We start from the raw sequence: 19625 nt of genomic DNA, 5'->3' as shown, positions 1-19625 counted from the left end.
AACAAGTGGCGAGAATGGTCGTGAACGGTGCCGAAACACTCACTGAATGTCCCTATAGTGAAGCCGCGTTGACCGTGCGACCACCCGCGACGCGCGAAGCCCCCGGCACAGGAGAATCCGTTCGATGACGACGCCCGCACCCGGTGCGCCCGAGTGCCCGTCCGCCGTCCCGCTCAGCGGACCCGGCTTCCACACCGAACCCCACGTCGTCTACCGCGCCATGCGGAGCGAACACGGGCCCGTCGTACCGGTGGAGCTCCCGGGCGGGTTCCCGGCCTGGCTGGTCATCGGGTACCGCGAACTCCACCAGGTCACCAGCGACGGCGATCTGTTTCCCAGGGACGTCGGCCTGTGGAATCAATGGGGGAACATTCCGGAGGACTGGCCGCTGCTGCCGATGATCGGCCGGCCGATGCCCTCCATCTACTTCACGGCGGGTGCCGAGCACCGGCGCCACGCCGCGATGGTGGGGCAGGCCCTTGAAGGGATCGAGCCGTTCGAACTCGCGGGCCACTGCGAGCGGTTGGCCGACCGTCTCATCGACGGATTCTGCGAACGCGGCACGGCCGATCTGATCGCCGACTTCGCCGTACCGCTGCCCGTGCTCGTCCTCGCCCGTCTCGTCGGCTTCCCGGATGCGGACGGGGCGCGGATCGCCGCGGTGCTGAGGGACCTCGCCGACGGCGGACCGGGCGCGCAGGAGGCCCATCTGCGGTTCGGGGAGCACATGCAACGGCTGCTGGCGGACCGACGGGCCGCGCCGGGCGACGATGTGGCCTCCCGAATGCTGGCGTACCCCGGCGTGTTCACCGATGAGGAGTATGTGCTCGACCTGATGGCCATCACGGCCGCGGGGCACCTCACCACGGCGGACTGGATCGGCAACTCGCTGCGGCTGATGCTCACCGACGATCAGTTCGCCGTCGCGCTCTCCGGTGGACGCCACAGTGTCGCCGAGGCGATGAACGAGGTGTTGTGGGAGGAGTGTCCGACGCAGATCCTCGCCGGCCGGTGGGCGGCCCGTGACACCCGGCTGGGCGGCAGGAGCATCCGGGCCGGGGACATGGTGCTGCTCGGCCTGGGCGCCGCCAACACCGATCCGCACATCCGGCAGCACCTCTCGACCACGGCGGGGCCGCCGAGCCAGGGCGGCAACAGCGCGCATTTGGCGTTCAGCCACGGCGAATACCGCTGCCCCTTCCCCGCCCAGGAGACAGCCGAGGCCATCGCCCGTACCGGCATCGAGGTGCTGCTCGACCGGCTGCCCGACCTGGAGCTGTCCGTCCCCGCGCACACGCTCGTCCGGCGGCAGTCCGCCTTCCTGCGGGGGATGACCGAACTCCCCGTCCGGTTCACGCCCGTACGTCCGACAGGAGACTTCTCTTGAACTGCCCGCACGCTGCCGCACATGGGGCCACCCCGGATGGCGGGGCCGTCGTGATCGACCCGCTGGTCCAGGATCTCGACGGTGAGACGGCGCGGCTGCGCGACGCCGGTCCGCTCGCCAGGATCGAACTGCTCGGAGTCCCGGCCTGGGCCGTCACCCGGCATGCCGTGGCCCGTCAACTGCTCGTCGATCCACGGCTGGTGAAGGATCTGGACGCCTGGGGACTCTGGCAGCGCGGGGAGGTCACGCATGCCTGGCCGCTCATCGGCATGATCGACGCCGGGCGTTCGATGTTCACCGCGGACGGGGCGGAGCACCGACGGCTGCGTACCAAGACCTCCCAGGCGCTCACCCCGCGCCGGCTGGAGGAGATACGTCCGCGGATCGAGAGGTTCACCGAGGAACTGCTCGACGCCCTCGCCGAACAGAGCGAGAGGAACGAGGGCGGTGCCGTCGACCTCAAGTCCGTGTTCGCACAGCCGTTGCCGATGCGGGTCGTCGGCATGCTGATGGGGGTGGACGAGGCCGAGCACCCCATGCTGATGAAGCGGTACGAAGCGTTCTTCTCCATGCTCACACCGCAGGAGGAACGCCTGTCGCTGCTGGCCGATTTGGACGTCTTCTACGCCGACCTCGTACGGGAGCGGACCGCCCGCCCGGCCGACGATCTGACCAGCGCGCTCATCCTCGCCGAAGAGGGCGGGGAGCCGCTCACCGAGGAAGAGGTGGTGGGCAACCTCAAGGCGATGGTGGCCGCCGGGCACGAGACCACCATCGGGCTCGTCCTGAACGCCGTACGGGCCCTGCTCGCCCACCCCGACCAGTTGAGCAGGGTTCTCGACGGCGAGATCCCGTGGGAGGCGGTGATCGAGGAGACGCTGCGCTGGGACACCCCGACCACCCATCTGCTGATGCGTTTCGCCACCGAGGACATCCAGGTGGGGGACGAGGTGATCGCGAAGGGCGAAGGAGTGGTGATCTCCTACCGCGCCATCGGCCGTGACATCGAGCAGCACGGGCCGGACGCCGACGCCTTCGACATCACCCGGCCGGCCCCGATCCGCCACATGGCCTTCGGCCACGGCCCCCACATCTGCCCCGGAGCCGCCCTCTCCCGCGTGGAGGCCGGCATTGCCCTGCCCGCCCTGTTCAGGCGCTTCCCCGGGTTGCGGCCGGCCCTCGCGGACGAGGACTTCCGCAACTTGCCGGTGATGACGCAGAACGACATGGAGTCCTTCCCCGTCCTGCTGCACGGCTGAGGACCGGGAGGACACCGAGGGCCGCCCGGAAGGGACCGGGCGGCCCGAGCCCCTGTCCGGTGTACGGGGAGCGGGACAGCGGGGCGGGTTACGGCGGCGGCGCCGGCGGTGTCCGCCGTGGGGCCCCGGTCCGCTGCCTCCTGTTCGGCGGATCGCCACCGTGTCCACACCGCACGGCCCTTCCGCGGCTCGGCGGACTCTGGAACACTCCAGTCGCTTCCGCCCCGTGTCCCCTCACCCCACAGAGGACCTCACCCATGGCTGAACTCGACCGACGCCGCTTCATGCAACTCGCCGGAGGCGCAACCGCCTTCACCCTGCTGTCGAACAGCATCGCCCGCGCTGCCTCCCTGCCGGCCAAGGGTGCCACCGGCACCCTTGAGGACGTGGAGCACATCGTCGTGCTGATGCAGGAGAACCGCTCGTTCGACCACTACTTCGGCACGCTCAAGGGCGTACGAGGCTTCGGTGACCCGCGACCGGTCACGCTGCCCAGCGGCAAACCGGTGTGGCACCAGTCGTCCGGCACCAAGGAAGTGCTGCCGTTCCGGCCCGCGGCCGACAACCTCGGGCTCCAGTTCATCCAGGACCTCAACCACGACTGGGCGGGCGGACACCGGGCGTTCAACAAGGGCGCGTACGACCAGTGGGTGCCCGCCAAGTCGGCGACGACGATGGCCTACCTCACCCGCGAGGACATACCGTTCCACTACGCCCTCGCCGACGCCTTCACCGTCTGCGACGCCTACCACTGCTCCTTCATCGGGTCCACGGACCCGAACCGCTACTACATGTGGACGGGGCACACCGGAAACGACGGCGTCGGCGGCGGCCCCGTGCTCGGGAACGACGAGGCCGGGTACGGGTGGACCACGTACCCCGAACGCCTGGAGAAGGCCGGGGTGTCCTGGAAGGTCTACCAGGACGTCGGCGACGGGCTGGACGCCGCCGGGTCCTGGGGGTGGATCAGCGACGCGTACCGGGGGAACTACGGTGACAACTCGCTGCTGTACTTCACCAACTACCGCAACGCCAAGCCCGGAGATCCGCTCTACGACAAGGCGCGCACCGGCACCGACGCCAAGAAGGGCGACGGGCTCTTCGACAGGCTCAGGGCCGACGTGCAGGCCGGAACGCTCCCGGAGATCTCCTGGATCGCCGCCCCGGAAGCCTTCAGCGAACATCCCAACTGGCCTGCGAACTACGGCGCCTGGTACATCTCCCAGGTGCTGGACGCGCTGACGTCCGACCCGGAGGTGTGGGGGAGGACCGCCCTGTTCGTCACGTACGACGAGAACGACGGATTCTTCGACCACATCGTGCCGCCGTACCCGCCGTCCGGCGCGGCCCAGGGGCTCTCCACCGTGGCGACCTCGGCCGACTTCTTCGCCGGCAGCGGGAGTTACGCCGCAGGCCCGTACGGTCTGGGGCAGCGGGTGCCGATGCTGGTCGTCTCGCCGTGGAGCACCGGTGGGTACTCCTGCTCCGAGGTCTTCGACCACACCTCGATCATCCGGTTCATGGAGCGCCGCTTCGGTGTGAAGGAACCCCACATCTCGCCCTGGCGGCGAGCCGTCTGCGGTGACCTCACCTCCGCGTTCGACTTCCGTCGCACGGACGCCGCTCCCGTCGCGCTGCCTTCGACGGCCGGATACCTGCCGCCGGACCGCGACCGGCATCCCGACTACGTGCCCGTACCGCCCGCCGTCGGCAGTGTGCCGAAACAGGAACGGGGCTCCCGCCCCACCCGGCCGCTGCCGTACGCGCCGTTCGTCGACGGCGCCGCGTACCCGGCGACGGGGAAGTACGGCCTCACGTTCAGCGGCGGCGCTGCGGCCGGGGCGCAGTTCCTGGTCACGTCCGCGAACCGCACCGACGGCCCCTGGACCTACACCACCGAGGCCGGCAAGTCGCTCTCCGACACCTGGAACACGGCCTACTCGAAGGGCCTGACCAACCTCAGTGTGCACGGTCCGAACGGCTTCCTGCGCACGTTCAGGGGGACCGGCGGAACGGCAGGGCCCGAGGTGACCGCCCGTCACAACGCGACCGACGGGCATCTCGAACTGACGATGACTCAAGCCGGTGCCGGTGATGCCCATCTGACGGTGAGCGAGGCGTACGGGGGGTCCGCCCAGACGTTCACGGTGCGCGCGGGCGCGACCGTGACCCACTCGGTGGACCTGCGGGGGAGTGGCCGCTGGTACGACATCTCCGTGGTCTGCGACACGGACACCGCGTTCCTGCGGCGGTTCGCCGGGCACGTCGAGACGGGCGAGGCGGGTACGAGCGATCCGGCCCTGAACACCGGCTGAACCGGGGCCGGGCGGCGGTGGGCGGAGGTCCGGGCGGGGTGGGTGTCCGTACCCCCGCCCGACCACCCGTCGGACACCGCCGCCCGCGGGACACGGCCCTCATGGGTCACCACGGCTTGTACGCACGGCCGCGACGTCCTGTGCGGACGGGCGGACCGTCCGGCCCGAGAGGGCCGTTGCGTCATCGGCCCAGCGCGTCCGCCAAGACCAGGTCGGCCGCCGCGCGCGACTCCTGCCACAGCGTGGTGACCGGCACCCACACATGGATCCCCTCGGGCATGCCCACGGTGGCCGCCCGGAAGGTGACACCCGGGTGGGAGGGGTCGGCCGCCACCGACAGACTGCCGACGACATGCCCTTCGGCGGTGACCGGGTCCGCCGTGCGCAGGGCGGCATACGCCCGCTCGCCCGGTGAGAGGACGTAGGGCCCGCTCCCCGCGGGCGGCACGGTCTCCGCGGAGCCGTCCAGGCCCCGGAAGGTGATCGTCGGGACACGGTCCACGACACAGGCCGCGCCGCCCTGGTTGGCGACGCTGATACGGACGACGTTCCGCTGCCCGCCGGGTGCGGCCCGCACATCGAGGGCCTTTTCCGGACAGACGCCGGGGCGGGGCACCGCGCGGGCGGCGGCCGTGCCGGTGGTGGCTGCCGCGGCGGTGCCGGTCAGCGCCAGGGCGGCGGCGACGGTGAGGGCGGAGGGGACGGCGGAACGGAGACGCATGATGTTTCTCCCGTCGGATCGACAGCCTGCGGACACGGCCGGACGGCCCGGCGGCCGGGGAGGCCGACATGGCCAGTGTGACGGGTGCACGGCGATCCACGCGACAGATCGGACCTATCGGTTCGATGTATCTGGATACCGGCACCGTGATATCCGGGTGCCGACGCCCGGACCGCCCCGACGCACCGCGACGTCGGGGGCGGGGGGTCGCGGCCCGTGGGCGCCGTGCCGTCCCGGCCGGGCCCGCCCCCGCCGTGAGCGGCTCTGCGCCGACGGTGCGGCGCTGCGGGGAGTGCGCGCCGCCCCACCCCGCCTCGTACGGTGCGTCCCCGCCCCGGCCTGCACCCCGGGCGCGTCCGCGCCCCTACGCCCTCTGGCGCGGCCGGACCGTCGCCATCACCTCGCGGTCCGGCTGGAGGGTCAGCGCCGGGACGGGGTTGACGGTGCCCGGGTCCACGTCCAGGTCGAATCGGCGTGCCAGCACGGCCAGGATCAGCACCGCCTCGACCATCGCGAACCGGGTGCCCAGGCAGACCCGGGGGCCGCCGCCGAACGGGAACCAGGCGTACTCCTCGATCTCGTCGCCCCCCTCCGGATCCCAGCGCTCGGGGCGGAACTCCTCCGGCTCGGGGAACCACCGCTCGTCACGGTGCGTAGCCCACTGGCTGGTCCACACCCTGGTGCCCACCGGTATCGGGACCCCGCCGATCCGCGCGCCCTCCTTGGCGACCCCGGTGACCAGCCAGATCGTCGGGTAGAGACGCAGGGTCTCCTTGACCACCGACTGGGCGTACGTCAGCCGGGCGTAGTCCTCGAAATCCGGCTCCCGGTCACCGAGCACCCGGCCCAGCTCCTCGGCCAGCGCGGCGCGCGCCCGCGGATTGCGGGACAGCAGGTACCAGGCCCACACCAGGGTGGAACTGGTCGTCTCGTGCCCGCCGATGTAGAGCGTGACCGTCTCGTCGCGTATCTCCTGGTCCGTGAGGTGCGCGCCCGTCTCGTCGACCGCGGTCAGCAGGCGGCTCAGCAGGTCGGGGCGATCGTCCCCGCCCTCGCGGTGGCGCGCGACGACCCGGCTCACCTCGGCGTCGATGACCGCGGCGGCCTTCTTGATCCGGGCCCGGCCCGGAGTCGGGACCCGGTCCGGCAGCAGCGCGCCGATCCCGGCGAACTCCTTGCCGATCTCCAGCTGCGCCACATCCATCGCCCGGCCCATGGCATCGGCATCGGCGGGGGTGTCGACGCCGAAGATCGTGCGGACCGCGATCCTCTGCGTCAGCGCCGCCATCTCCCGCTTGACGTCGATGCGTTCGCCGCCGGACCAGGTGTCCGCCAGTTCCACCGCGCTGCCCGCCATCGTCGCCGCGTACGACCGCACTTGCTTGGGGCGTACGGAAGGCTGCACCAGCGAGCGCTTCCGGCGCCAGTCCGCGCCCCGGGCGACCACCACGCCATTGCCCATCACCGTACGGAACGCGATGCCGAGCGCGGGCTGGTCGAAGGTGCGTTCCGTCTCGGTGAGCAGCTCGCCTATGCACTCCGGATCGGCTACGTACACGCACGAGTTGGGGCCGAATCGCCAGCCGACCATGTCCCCGTGCCCGCGCAGCCGTTCGAAGAAGGCGAGCGGGTTCTTGGCGAACTGCGGCAGATTCCCGAGAAACGGTAACCCCTTCGGGCCGGGCACGATGGTGTGGCCCCGCGGCCCGGCATCGACGGCCGGGCCGGTCTCCGTGGACATGAAAGTCTCCGCTCCCTTGTGGTCCCTTGAGTGCCGCACGGCGCGGAAGGCGTCATCTGCCTTGCGCGGTACGTGAGTTGTCGAGGGTAGCCCGGCCGGACGCCACGAGGGGGTGCGGGCGTCCGAGCGGTCGGGGAGGGGCGTCCGACACCGCCGGGCGGGCTCGGTCGCCCGGCCCGTCCGGCGGTGCGGTCCGGTGATGCGTTCCCCAGACGCTTTCCGGCCGTGCGGTGGGACGGGCTCCCGGCCGGAGCCCGTCCCGTGAGGTAGCGGTCAGACGCCCGGCGGGACCCGTGACGGGCGGCCCGCGCCACGCGTGAGGGAGTAGCCGAAGACGGCCGCGAGCGCTCCGAGTACGCCGCCGCCGATCGTCCACAGCCAGCGGTCGGTCCACCAGCCGGAGGCCCAGCCGTCCTCGGGCTCACTGCCGAGCGCGGCCGGGGCCGACGCGTCGTCGCCACTGCCGGCCGACGCGTCCGAGGCCTTCGCCACGGAGGAGACACCGGGAACCAGCGGCTTGGCGAGTGTGCCGTCCACATCCCCGGCGCCGCCCTTGCCGACCGACGTGACCTCGACCTCGGTCTGTACCGGAAGGCCCAGGTCCGCCGAGGGCAGATCGACGACCGTGAGGCGGACGTAGTAGCTGCCCGGCAGCGGGTCGTTGGCCCACGGCTCGGACCAGGCGCGGACGGTCCGCAGCACACAGGTCAGCTCGACCGCCGACGCGTCGGCGGCGGCCTTCCCGGTCTGGCGGCCGTACATGCAGGGCTGCCGGCGCCGCAGTCCGTCGTACACATCGACCTGCCAGGTCGACGCGCCGTGCCGGACGGCGCTCTCCGGCAGGGTGATCTTCGCCTTGACGGTGGCCCGTTGGCCCGCGTCGGCGGGGAACACCCAGTACAGGTAGTCGCCCGTGGACGCACCGGCGGTGGCCCGCTGGTTCTGCTGGATCGCGGTCGCCGTACGGAAGGCGGTGCCGGCCTCGGTGGGGCCGGACGCGCCGTCGGAGGCGCTCGGGCTCGGGCTCGCCGACGGGTCGTCGGCCGAGGCCGCGCCCGCCGAGGTCAGCAGGGCGATGCCGGTCAGCAGCGCACCCGCCAGTACACGTCTCGTACGCTTCATCAGTTGGTCCTCCAGACGGCGATGCGCCAGCGCGAGATCCAGCCGGTCAGCAGACCCGCGACCAGTCCGGTGAGAACCAGTACGCCCAGCAGCCACCAGCCGTGGCCGAGGCCGAACGCGGCGACATCGGCCGCGTCGTCCGGGGCGTCCACCAGGTCCACGGTCAGCTCGACGGGCATGCCCGGCGTGGTCTTCACCGAGGCGGGGGCCGAGAAGGAGTTGCTGACCTGGAGGCACACGGTCTCGGCGGCGGGCTTGTCGCCGTCCTCCGTGTCGTCCTGCTCGGGCTTCGGGTAGCGCAGGCCGGAGGAGATCGCGTCGGTGCGGCCGGTGCCCGACTCCGAACCCCGGACGATTTCCCGGCCGTGCACGGTCACCGCCCGCAGCAGCACGCCGTAGTCGTTGTTCACGGCCCGGTCGGCGGAGACGCTGACCGAAGCGCGCAGCTCCTGGCCGGGCTCCACGTCCACCCGGTACCAGCGGTGCTCGCCGAACCTCTCGCGGTCGGTGTACAGGCCCGCCTTGAGCTGGGGGGCCGTGGAGCAGCGGTCCGCCCCCTCGGTCGCCACCGGCGTGACGACGGGCTCGGCGGCCCGGTCCACCAACTGCTTGACGCGGCCGGAGAGTTGATCGGTGTGCTGGACGGCGGTGTAGGTGCCGCCGGTGGCCTCGGCGATACAGGTCAGCTGCTCGCGGATCTTCGCGTTGGGCACCAGGCCCAGTGTGTCGATGACGAGGTGGATGCCACGTGCCGCGATGTCACGCGCCACCTCGCACGGGTCCAGCGGGCCGCAGGTGTCCTCGCCGTCGCTGATCAGCACGATCCGGCGGGTGGAGTCGCCGCCCTTCAGATCGTCGGCGGCGCCCAGCAGGGCCGGGCCGATCGGGGTCCAGCCGGTGGGGGCCAGCGTGGCGACCGCGGTCTTCGCCTCGGTGCGGTCCAGCGGGCCGACCGGGTAGAGCTGCTTGGTGTCCTTGCAGCCGACCTTCCGGTCATTGCCCGGGTAGTCGGCACCGAGCGTCCGGATGCCGAGCTCCACCTGCTCGGGCACCGCGTCCAGGACCTCGTTGAACGCCTGCTTCGCCGCGGTCATCCGGGACTGGCCGTCGATGTCACGGGTTCGCATGGAACCGCTGACGTCGAGCACCAGCTCGACCTTGGGGGAGGCTTGGGTGGGGGTTTCATCGGCCGCGGCGGGGAGCGCGGAACCGAGCCCGGCGGTCAGGGTGGCGAGCAGGATGCCCACCCCGACCGTCAGCCTTCTTCTTATGATCATCGCCGGATACTAGTGAAGATCGCTTCGCTTCCCCAAACCGGTCCGGGGGCGGCCGAGGGCGGTCCGGGGCCGTCGCCCGGTGCGCGGTCAAGGGGAAGTGACAGCGGATCGGCGACCCCTGCGGGGCGTGGGGGTGTGCGGGTGTCAGGCGCCGCCCAGCAAGGGGACCGCGGCCCCCTCCAGTACGGAGCCGACCCGCTCCCAGGTGGCCGAGTCCCGTTCGGCGGCGGGCAGTTGGGCATCCTCGCCGGTGTTCCAGGCGGCGGCGGTCGCGACCGGGTCGCCCCCGGTCGCGGCGGCGGCGGCCAGTGCGGCCGCGCCCAGGGCGACCAGTTCCCCGCTGCCGGGCACGATCAACGGCCGACCGGAGAGCCGTCGTACCGTCTCCACCCAGGTGCGCCCCCGGGCGCCGCCGCCGACCAGGCGCAGCGGACGGGCGGCCACCTCGGGGTCCGCCGGGTCGAGGCCGCAGGCCGCCAGGAGCCCGTCGAGGGCGCGCAGCACGGTGACGACCGCGCCTTCGTAGGCGGCGCCGAGGAGTTGCCGCGGAGTGGTGTCGTGCCGGAGCCCGGTGAGCAGGCCGGAGGCGCGGGGCAGGTCCGGGGTGCGTTCGCCGTCGAGGTAGGGCAGGAGCACCGCCTCGCCGCCGGGGGTCGCGTCGTCGCGGTCCAGCCCGAGCAGTGCGGCGACCTTGTCCACGGCGAGTGTGCAGTTGAGGGTGCAGGCCAGCGGCAGGTACGTACCGTCCGCCGCGGCGAAACCGGAGAGCGCCGCCGACGCGGGCCGGGTCAGGGACGCGGCGAAGACCGTTCCCGAGGTCCCGAGGCTGAGGACGGGGTGGTCCAGCAGCCCGGCGCCGCCCAGGCCGAGGCCGACGGCGGCGCTCATGTTGTCCCCGGTGCCCGCGGCCACGGCGATGCCGGCGGGCAGGCCGAGGGCGTCGGCCGCTCCGTCGGTGAGCGGGCCGATGCGGGTTGCGCCGGTCTCGGCCACCTCGGGCAGCAACGCGGCGCCCAGGCCGAGGAGTTCGAGCAGTTCGGGGTCGTACGCGCCGGTCGCCGTGGAGTACCAGCCGGTGCCCGAGGCGTCACCGGGGTCGGTCACGGCGGCGCCCGCGAGGCGTTCGGTCAGGAAGTCGTGGGGGAGCCGGACGGCCGCGGCCGCCGCGGCGTTCTCCGGTTCGTTCTCCCGCAGCCACTGCCACTTCGACGCGGTGACGGACGCCACGGGAACCGATCCGGTCCGCGCGGTCCAGGGCTCGGCCCCGCCCAGTGCCGCGGTGAGGGCGGCGGCCTGCGGCGCGGAGCGGGTGTCGTTCCACAGCATCGCCGGGCGCAGCGGACGCCCGGCCCGGTCGAGGACGACCAGCCCGTGCTGCTGCCCGGCGACCGCGATGCCGGTCACGGCGGAAGCGGCGGCGCCGGACTCCTTCAGCCCTGCCTCGACGGCGTCGCACAGTGCCCGCCACCACACCTCGGGGTCGCTCTCGCGGGCACCCGCCTCGCCGGTGACGACGTGCGGTGCGCGGCCGACGGCGAGCAGCCGGCCGGTCCCGGCGTCCACGAAGGCGGCTTTGGTGGACTGGGTGGAGCTGTCCACTCCGATGACGACGTGGCGCGGCGGCATGGGTGACCTCATTCCTGTGCTGCGGGGCGACGGCCGCGGGGAGGGGGCCGCCGAGAGGGGGCCGCGGAGCGGGCTGCGGTGCGTACGCCGCTTCGAGGGGCGGTTCCCGGGACGGGCGCCGTCCATCGATTTGATCGTACGGTAAACAAATTACGCGACCGTGCCCGTCGGGAACAGGGGCCGCTCCCGATTTTCGCCGATGGGGGGTTACCTCCCCGCAGTGGCCCGTGCATGATTAGTCATGACAGTAAACAAATAGGGTTCGGCCACCTCGGCCGGCCAGGGAACCCGACAGCACCGAAGGCGGCCAGACGATGACGGAACGCTTCGCGCCCACCCCCGAGGACAGGTTCACCTTCGGGCTGTGGACGGTGGGCTGGCAGGGGCGTGACCCCTTCGGCGATGCGACCCGCGCGGCGATCGACCCGGTCGACTCCGTGCGGCGGCTCGCGGAGCTCGGCGCGTACGGTGTGACATTCCACGACGACGACCTCATCCCGTTCGGCTCGACGGACACCGAGCGTGAGGGGATCGTGAAGCGGTTCCGGCAGGCGCTGGACGCGGCCGGGCTCGTGGTCCCCATGGCGACGACGAACCTCTTCACCCACCCGGTCTTCAAGGACGGCGCGTTCACCGCCAACGACCGGGACGTACGCCGCTACGCCCTGCGCAAGACCCTGCGCAACATCGACCTCGCCGTCGAACTCGGTGCCACCACCTATGTGGCCTGGGGCGGCCGCGAGGGCTCCGAGTCCGGCGCCGCCAAGGACGTCCGGGTCGCCCTGGACCGTATGAAGGAAGCCTTCGACCTGCTGGGCGACTACGTCACCGAGCAGGGGTACGACCTGAGGTTCGCCATCGAGCCCAAGCCGAACGAGCCGCGCGGCGACATCCTGCTGCCGACCATCGGGCACGCCCTCGCCTTCATCGAGCGCCTCGACCGCCCGGAGCTGGTCGGGGTCAACCCGGAGACCGGGCACGAGCAGATGGCCGGACTCAACTTCCCGCACGGCATCGCGCAGGCACTCTGGGCGGGCAAGCTCTTCCACATCGACCTGAACGGTCAGTCCGGCATCAAGTACGACCAGGACCTGCGCTTCGGCGCGGGCGACCTGCGCCAGGCGTTCTGGCTCGTCGACCTGTTGGAGACGGCCGGCTACGCGGGCCCGCGGCACTTCGACTTCAAGCCGCCGCGGACCGAGGACTACGACGGCGTCTGGGCCTCGGCCGCTGGCTGCATGCGCAACTACCTGATCCTCAAGGAGCGCGCCGCCGCCTTCCGCGCCGACCCCGCCGTGCAGGAGGCACTGCGCGCGTCCCGGCTCGACGAGCTGGCCCGCCCGACCGCCGAGGACGGCGTGGCCGGGCTGCTGGCCGACCGGTCGGCGTTCGAGGAGTTCGACGTGAACGCGGCGGCGGAACGAGGGATGGCGTTCGAGAACCTGGACCAGCTGGCGATGGATCACCTGCTCGGGGTCCGCTGACCCCGGGCCGCGGTGGCGCGAGAGCGGGGCCGGACGCCGGATCGGACCAGGTGTCCGGCCCCCGCCCGTCGCATGGATCAGCCGGCCGCCCGCCGCCCCGCGTACGCCACCGGGTCGGCCAGTACCGCCGCCGTCACCAGCGCCGCGGCGCCCCGCGCCGCGTCACCCGCGACGGACGACGCGCGCAGCCGGCCGCTCCCCGGGGACCAGAGCCCCGACACCACCCGGCCGGTCAGCTCCTCGTCGACGGGCGGGGACAGCCACGGCATCAGGTTCCGGTAGATCCCGCCGAGCACCACCGCGTCCGGGTCGAGCAGATTCACCGTCCCGGACAACACCCGCCCCAGCATCCGGCCTGCCTCCACGACGGCGGCCACCGCCCGCTCGTCCCCCGCCCGGGCCCGCCGTTCCAGCTGGGCCACCCCGGCTCCGCCGCCGGTCTCCTCGATCCCGGCGGCGCGCAGCAGCGCCGCCTGTCCCGCGTACTGCTCCAGGCAGCCGCGCGAGCCGCACCGGCACGCCGGACCCTCCGCGTCCACCACCACATGCCCGATCTCCCCGGCGAACCCGTGCGCCCCGCGCAGGAGTTCACCGTCGACGACCAGGGCGCCACCGACGCCGATCTCGCCCGTCAGATAGAGGAAACTGCGGACCGCGCCGAGTCCGCCGAACCAGAGCTCGGCCAGGGCCGCCAGATTGGCCTCGTTCTCCGAACTCACCGGCAGCGCCTCGCGACCGGGTCGCGAGGCCGCGAGCGAAGCGGCGAAGAGATCCTCGGCCGGAACCTGGTTCCAGCCCAGGTTGGGCGCCTGGCGCACGGTGCCGCCGGAGACCAGGCCGGGCAGCGCGAGCGCCACCCCGACCGGGAACAGCTCCTGCTCGCGCGCCGACTCCAGGGTGCGTGCCGCGATCGCGGCCGCGCGCGCCAGCACCTCCGCGGGCGGTGCGCCGCGGTTGTCCAGGTGCTCGGTGAGCCGTACCCGGCCGGTGCCCGCCAGATCGACGACGCACACCGACACGTAGTCGATGTTGATCTCCACACCGAGCCCGGCGGGCCCCGTGCGTGTCACCTTGAGCGCGGTCCCGGGGCGGCCCGCCTGCCCGCTGAACGTCTTGCCCGACTCGGTGAGGAACCCGATGCCGAGGAGCTGCTCGACGAGCGAGGACACCGCGGCCCGGGTCAGCCCCACCCGCGCGGCGACCCCGGCCCTGGTCGCTTCGCCCTCGCCCTCGTCGCGGACGGCCCGCAGCACGAGGCTGAGGTTGCTCCGACGCACGGTGTCCTTGTCGGCCTTGGGCCCCAGCGGTGCGAGGTTGCTCTTCATATTGGATCCGAGCCTATGCGATCCCCTGTACGACCGGTCCGGCCGGCGAGTGCGCCCGTCCCGGCCGGTGCGCCTCGGCAGCCGGCCGGCCCCGGCAGCGTCCGCCCGTCCGACGGCGGGGCGGCCCGTTCGCGGGGTTGGGGCCCCCGCGCAAGGGGCCGCCGGTGAGGGGCCGTCCGGGCACGCGCCCGCGCGGGCCGCCGGAGCGGCCCGTGCTCAGGCCGTGGAGCCGCGCTCCGCGAGCATGTCCGCCATGAGCGCGATCTCCGACCGCTGGCCCCGGACCATGCCCGCCGCCAGGTTCCTGATCTCCTCGGTGCCGGCCGCGTCCGCCGCCGCCTGAGCCATCTCCGCACCGGCGCGGTGGTGCGTCGTCATCAGCTTTAGGTACCTCACCTCGGCGTCCCTGCCCTTCGCCGAGCGCAGTGCGTCCAGCTCGGTGTCGGTCGCCATGCCGGGCATCAGCGAACCGTCGCCCCGGGGTGCGACGGAGTGCCCCATCCACGCCATGGGAGGCGCACCGGACGACTTCGGCCGGCCCCACATCTCCAGCCAGCCCAGCATCATGCCGCGCTGATTGGCCTGGGTGTTGATGATGTCGTACGCGAGCCGGCGGACCGCCACGTCGGACGTGCGGTCCCGCACGATGAACGACATCTCGACCGCCTGCTGGTGGTGGATCGACATGTCGCGGGCGAACCCGGCGTCAACCGACGTGTCCGACGGCGCGGCCGCCGAAGCGGCCGAGCCCGTCGAGCCGGCCGAGGAGGACGGCCGTACGGCCATCAGCGCGACCAGGCCCAGCGCCAGCAGCAGCACCGCGCCGCCCGCCGCCACCATCGGGCGGGAGGAGCGGACCGCGGGCGTCACTGGGCGATCCCGCCGGTGCAGGCAGCGCCCGGTTCCGGCGTCTGCGGGCCCTGCACGTACGTGGTGAAGAACTGCGCCACGCGCGCGTCGGTGGCGCTCGTCACGGTCACCTGCTTGCCCCATGCGCTGAGCATCAGCGGGGCGGCCTGGTCCTCGACCGGGCTCATCAGGGAGTACGGCGTCGCCTTGACCCGCTTGCCGAGCTTCTCGACGTCGGCCGGCTTCGCCTTGCCGGTGTACGTGACCCAGACCGCGCCGTGCTCAAGGGAGTGGACGGCGTTCTCCTTCGGTATCGCCTTCGAGTAGACGTCGGCGTTGCAGTTCATCCACACCGGGTTGTGATCGCCGCCGACCGGAGGGTTCATCGGGTAGTCGACCTGCTTGTCGACATGGTTCTGCGTGAGCTTGTCCCAGGTCCGCTCGCCCCGTACGGGCGAGGACTTGGCCTCGGTCTCGGCCTTCTCCTTGTCATTGGCGGCGGACATCAGATAGCCGCCGCCCGCGACGAGCGCGGCCACCACGGCGACGGAGGCGGTGAGGGTGACGATGCGGTTGCGCCGCTCGCGGGCCCGCTCCTTGCGGCGGGCCTCCTCCAGCTTGGCGCGACGTGCGGCGGCAGGGGTGTTCTGCTTCTTGGCGGAAGCCATGGGGGGAGTCCTTCGGTTCAACAGGGCTGATGGAGTCGAGGGCATGCCGGAGAACGTCCTCGGTGTCCCGAGGAACGGGCCCTGCCTCTAGATCCGTTGAACCTGCAGACGGAGATGGTCGACTTCCCGCACGGCGTCGTTGGACGGGCCGCGGATCGCGGCGGCGCCGGTGAGCGGGGCGACCGGGGCCGTGGTGGTCGCGCCGGGAAGGCCCACGGGCGCGCCCTGGCCGGGCAGCACGACCGGGGCCGTGTGCTCGGAGGTCCCGTGACAGGAGCTGCCGATGCCCCGGTCCTCCGGGGCATCGGCCACCACGGTCTGTACGACCACGTGGTGCGCGGGCGTCATGGCCCGGGTGACCGACGGGGTGGGGGTGCCCGGGTGGTGCGCGGCCGAGCCCGGCAGCGCGATCGAGCAGCACGAGACCAGGGCGAGCAGGACGAACAGCAGGCCCGGAACGGCCGACGCGTGGGCGCTCCGCCGCCGTCGGTCCGTCCGTTCGCTCAGCGTGTTCATCCCCGCCATCGTACGGGGTATGTGAAGTTTCAATGAGGGGTGGGATGCCATGGATGCGCGGACGGAACCTCCGTGGCCGGAGTGGCGGGACGGTGTGCCCCGGTGACAACGCACGCCAGCAGGCCGGGGCCCCGTGCCGCAGGCGGCGGTCCGAGGACGGTTCTGCCACCGTGCGATGATGCGCCCATGCCGTACTTGGTGCCGCCCCTCATTCCTCCGGGGCGCCTCGCGGACTCCGTTCAGCCCTCCCTCCCGGTCGCCGACGACCTGCTCCTGCGGCCTTGGCGGGTCGCGGATGCCCCGGCCGTTCTCACCGCCTTCGCCGACCCGGCCATCCAGCACTGGCATCTGCGCCGGGCCGACACCGAGGCCGAGGCGCGCGACTGGATCGCCCAGTGGCGGAACGCCTGGTACTGCGAGACCGGCGCCCACTGGGCCGTCGTCCGTCCCGGGGACGCCGCTGACGGAGCCGGGACGGTGCTCGGCCGGGTCGCGCTCCGCTCACTGATTCCGGCCATCGGCCAGGCCGACTGCGCCTACTGGATGCTGCCGGCCGCCCGCGGACGGGGCATCGCGCCCCGAGCCCTGTCGGCGCTGGCGGGCTGGGCCTTCGAGGAGGTCGGGTTCGAGCGCCTCGAACTCGCCCATTCCGTGCGGAACGAGGCGTCCTGCCGGGTGGCGGCCAAGGCGGGCTTCGCCCTGGAGGGGACCAGGCGCCGGGGCCATCTGCACGCCGACGGCTGGCACGACATGCATGTCCACGCCCGGATCCGCGGCGACGGCCCTCCCGGCTGACCCCGACGGGTGCGGCCGTACGGGTACCTCCGGGCGGTCGAACGCGTGCCTCCGGCGTTCACCCGCGACCCAGAGCGCGGTCGGTCAGCGGGCCCGCGCAGCCGGTGTAGCGGGCGGGATCGGCCAGCTCGGACAGATCCAGACCGGCGAGCTCGGGCTCCTCGTCCAGCACATCGGTGAGGACGTCGGCCAGATCCGTGGTCTCCGCGCGGGCCCGCGCGGCGGCGTTCACCAGAACCTCCTTGGCGCGCTTGCGGCCGATCCGCTCCGCGAACACGGCGGCCAGCCGCTCCGCGACGATCAGCCCGTCGGTGAGCTGGAGGTTCTCCCGCATGGCGTACGGGACCACCCGCAGTCCGTCGGTGAGTTCGGCTGCCTCGTACGCGGCCCCGCCGACGAGCCGCAGCAGTTCGCGCAGTGGCTCCCACTCGGCGTGCCACGCCCCGGCCGGCCGCTCGTCCTCGGCGACGAGGCAGCCGTACAGCGTCGCCGCCAGGCCGGGAGCGCGACGGGCGGCCGCCGAGATCAGCGTGGCACGCACCGGGTTGGCCTTCTGCGGCATGGTGGACGAACCACCGCCCTGCCCCTCGGTCACCTCGCCGATCTCGGTGCGGGACAGGTTGAGCACGTCGGCCGCCAGCTTGCCGAGCGCGCCGGCCGTGAAGGCGAGCGCGCCCGCCAGGTCGGCGATCGGGGTGCGCAGGGTGTGCCACGGCAACAGCGGTTCGGCCAGGCCGAGTTCGTTCGCGAATGCCTGGAGCAGGGGCAGCCCCGAGCCGGTGTCGTCGGCGGTGCCGGTGCCGGATGTGCCGGCCGACTCGACGGGGGTGAAGGCGTCGAAGACGGCCAGCGTGCCCGCCGCGCCGCCCAGCTGTGCCGGAAGCGACTCGCGTACGGCCGACAGGCGGTCCCGTGCGTCGAGGATCAGCGCACGCCACCCCGCCGCCTTCAGCCCGAAGGTGGTCGGCACGGCGTGCTGGGTGAGCGTGCGGCCGGCCATCGGGGTGTTGCGGTGGGCGACGGCGAGCCGTGCCACCGCTTCCGCGGCCCGCACCAGATCGTCGAGCAGCGGGGCCAGGGTCCGGGCGGCGACCAGCATGGCGGCCGTGTCGAGGATGTCCTGGCTGGTGGCGCCCCGGTGCACATACGGCCGGGCGCCGGGCTCCACCGCGGCGGCCAGGTCGCCGACCAGCGGAATCACCGGATTGCCGTCCGCACGTGCGCGCAGTGCCAGACTCCGTACATCGAACCGGCTCGCGTCGGCCGCCGCGGTCACCGCCCGCGCGGCCTCGGCGGGCGCGAGACCGCAGCCGTACTGGGCGCGGGTGAGCGCGGCCTCGGCGTCGAGCATCGCCTGCAGGAAGTCGCTGTCGTGGGTGGTCGCCTCGGTGGGGGAGCCGGCCCACCCGGGGGCGAGCAGTCCGGCGTCGCTCTCGTGCATCAGCTGAACTCCAGGAAGACCGTTCGCCGTCATCCGCCCGCGGGCGGATGACCGGACCGATGGATGGGCGGGACCGCGGGTGCCGCGATCGGTGCGGCCCGGGGCCGCCGGACGTCAGATTCCGGCGTCCGGGTCCGCGGGGGCGGAGTCCGGCGCGGGTCCCGGGGCCTGCCCGGTGACGACCCGCCGGACGGGCCTCAGCCCTCGCCGCCCGCCCGGTGGATGCCGAACACCGCTCCCTGCGGATCCCGTACCACCGCGATCCGCGGCCCGTCGGGAACGTCCGTCGGTGGCATCAGCAGCTCACCGCCCGCGCCCTGCGCGGTGGCCGCTGTCACGTCGACGTCCGTCACGGCGAAGTACGGCAGCCAGTTCGGCGGCGCCTCCGGCGGAAACCTGTCGTCCATGACCAGCATGCCGCCGAAGTTTTCGCCCGCCACACCCCACTGCGGATAGCTCCCGGATGCGGCGTTCACCGTCCACCCGAAGACCGCCGGATAGAAAGCGAGCGCCGGGTCGGCCTCACGGGTGACGAGTTCGACCCAGCCGAGCGCGCCCGGGGCGTTCAGCAGCTCGGCGCCGGCGAAGGCACGCGCCTGCCACAGCGAGAACACCGCACCGGACGGATCCGCGACCACCGCGAACCTGCCCTGGTCGAACACGTCCATCGGGCCGATCAGCAGCGAACCGCCCGCCGAGCCGACCTTTTCGACCGTGGCGTCGACGTCCTCGGTGGCGAACGAAACCGTCCAGGCCGGCGGCTGCCCCGGCTGGTAGACCGGGCTGAGCGCGGCCACGCGGGCGTCTTCGAGGTGCGCCATGGTGTAGCCGCCTGCCGCCTCGCGCGGATCGGTCTCGGAGCGCCAGCCGAAGAGTGCCGCGTAGAACGATCTGGCGGCAGGGATGTCGGGGGTGCTCAGCTCGATCCAGCACGGACCGCTGGGCACCGGTCGGGTGAGCTTCATTCGGTTTCCTCCCTGGACGCACGGATGCGCGGACCGGCGGGTGCGTGGGCGTCTGTCGTCGTGCAACAGAACGCTATTGCTTCGCGGAGAGGTCAGCCATCGGTGCCGGGCGGCGGTGGAGCCGCGAGAGGGAA

The 19625-nt window shown here is 72.7% G+C and carries 16 protein-coding genes; 5 read left to right on the top strand and 11 right to left on the bottom strand.

The genetic code is table 11. The features are described from left to right. The first annotated feature begins 124 nt into the window (after positions 1–124). The 3 genes from ACFVT1_RS22280 (at position 125) to ACFVT1_RS22270 (ending at position 4961) form a co-directional block, all read left to right on the top strand. Positions 125–1387, top strand: coding sequence for a cytochrome P450 (locus ACFVT1_RS22280; protein WP_389798081.1), 1263 nt, complete (start codon positions 125–127; stop codon positions 1385–1387). Next, a complete protein-coding gene (locus ACFVT1_RS22275) occupies positions 1384–2646 on the top strand; it encodes a cytochrome P450 (RefSeq protein ID WP_389798079.1) in 1263 nt (420 codons plus the stop codon). Before ACFVT1_RS22280 ends, ACFVT1_RS22275 begins: the two co-directional genes overlap by 4 nt. A gap of 257 nt (positions 2647–2903) precedes the next feature. Beyond that, positions 2904–4961 carry a phosphocholine-specific phospholipase C gene (locus tag ACFVT1_RS22270; RefSeq protein ID WP_389798076.1) on the top strand — a complete coding sequence of 686 codons (2058 nt, stop codon included), beginning with the start codon at positions 2904–2906 and terminating at the stop codon, positions 4959–4961. 181 nt (positions 4962–5142) lie between these two features. Here the strand turns inward: ACFVT1_RS22270 and ACFVT1_RS22265 are convergent, their stop codons facing one another. From ACFVT1_RS22265 to xylB, 5 genes are all read right to left on the bottom strand, one after another. Then, positions 5143–5682 carry a DUF4232 domain-containing protein gene (locus ACFVT1_RS22265; RefSeq protein WP_389798074.1) on the bottom strand — a complete coding sequence of 180 codons (540 nt, stop codon included), beginning with the start codon at positions 5680–5682 and terminating at the stop codon, positions 5143–5145. A 364-nt stretch (positions 5683–6046) separates the two neighbouring features. Continuing rightward, a complete protein-coding gene (locus ACFVT1_RS22260) occupies positions 6047–7423 on the bottom strand; it encodes a cytochrome P450 (protein WP_389798072.1) in 1377 nt (458 codons plus the stop codon). A 273-nt stretch (positions 7424–7696) separates the two neighbouring features. Next, entirely contained in the window at positions 7697–8545 is an 849-nt protein-coding gene (locus ACFVT1_RS22255; protein WP_389798070.1) for a hypothetical protein, read from the bottom strand. After that, complete coding sequence (locus ACFVT1_RS22250) at positions 8545–9822, bottom strand: VWA domain-containing protein (protein ID WP_389798068.1); 1278 nt, start codon at positions 9820–9822, stop codon at positions 8545–8547. The genes ACFVT1_RS22255 and ACFVT1_RS22250 overlap by 1 nt, the downstream gene beginning before the upstream one ends. Before the next feature lie 144 nt (positions 9823–9966). Further along, positions 9967–11448 carry a xylulokinase gene (gene xylB / locus ACFVT1_RS22245; protein WP_389798065.1) on the bottom strand — a complete coding sequence of 494 codons (1482 nt, stop codon included), beginning with the start codon at positions 11446–11448 and terminating at the stop codon, positions 9967–9969. 314 nt (positions 11449–11762) lie between these two features. On the opposite strand from xylB, the gene xylA reads away from it, so the two are divergent. Next, positions 11763–12932: a xylose isomerase gene (gene xylA / locus ACFVT1_RS22240; protein WP_389798064.1), complete on the top strand. Its 1170-nt coding sequence runs from the start codon at positions 11763–11765 to the stop codon at positions 12930–12932. Positions 12933–13009: 77 nt separating this feature from the next. Here the strand turns inward: xylA and ACFVT1_RS22235 are convergent, their stop codons facing one another. The 4 genes from ACFVT1_RS22235 to ACFVT1_RS22220 form a co-directional block, all read right to left on the bottom strand. After that, the gene (locus ACFVT1_RS22235) at positions 13010–14257 is read right to left on the bottom strand and encodes an ROK family protein (protein WP_389798061.1); all 1248 of its coding nucleotides are present in this window, start codon (positions 14255–14257) and stop codon (positions 13010–13012) included. 216 nt (positions 14258–14473) lie between these two features. Then, positions 14474–15127 carry a DUF305 domain-containing protein gene (locus ACFVT1_RS22230; RefSeq protein WP_389798058.1) on the bottom strand — a complete coding sequence of 218 codons (654 nt, stop codon included), beginning with the start codon at positions 15125–15127 and terminating at the stop codon, positions 14474–14476. Continuing rightward, entirely contained in the window at positions 15124–15774 is a 651-nt protein-coding gene (locus ACFVT1_RS22225) for a DUF3105 domain-containing protein (RefSeq protein WP_389798056.1), read from the bottom strand. The genes ACFVT1_RS22230 and ACFVT1_RS22225 overlap by 4 nt, the downstream gene beginning before the upstream one ends. Before the next feature lie 87 nt (positions 15775–15861). Next, positions 15862–16290, bottom strand: a complete 429-nt coding sequence (locus tag ACFVT1_RS22220; RefSeq protein WP_389798053.1) for a hypothetical protein — start codon at positions 16288–16290, stop codon at positions 15862–15864. Positions 16291–16476: 186 nt separating this feature from the next. Between ACFVT1_RS22220 and ACFVT1_RS22215 the strand changes: the two genes are divergently transcribed. Continuing rightward, entirely contained in the window at positions 16477–17085 is a 609-nt protein-coding gene (locus tag ACFVT1_RS22215) for a GNAT family N-acetyltransferase (RefSeq protein ID WP_389798051.1), read from the top strand. Positions 17086–17143: 58 nt separating this feature from the next. Here ACFVT1_RS22215 and pcaB read toward each other — a convergent pair whose 3' ends face one another. Beyond that, positions 17144–18526 carry a 3-carboxy-cis,cis-muconate cycloisomerase gene (gene pcaB / locus ACFVT1_RS22210; protein ID WP_389798048.1) on the bottom strand — a complete coding sequence of 461 codons (1383 nt, stop codon included), beginning with the start codon at positions 18524–18526 and terminating at the stop codon, positions 17144–17146. A gap of 197 nt (positions 18527–18723) precedes the next feature. Next, positions 18724–19491, bottom strand: coding sequence for a VOC family protein (locus tag ACFVT1_RS22205; protein WP_389798047.1), 768 nt, complete (start codon positions 19489–19491; stop codon positions 18724–18726). Positions 19492–19625 lie beyond the last annotated feature (134 nt).

This window comes from Streptomyces sp. NPDC057963 (genome assembly GCF_042887155.1).
Taxonomy (GTDB): Bacteria; Actinomycetota; Actinomycetes; order Streptomycetales; family Streptomycetaceae; genus Streptomyces.
The sequence above is the reverse complement of the archived record's forward strand: the minus strand, read 5'-3'. Positions and strand labels throughout refer to the sequence as shown.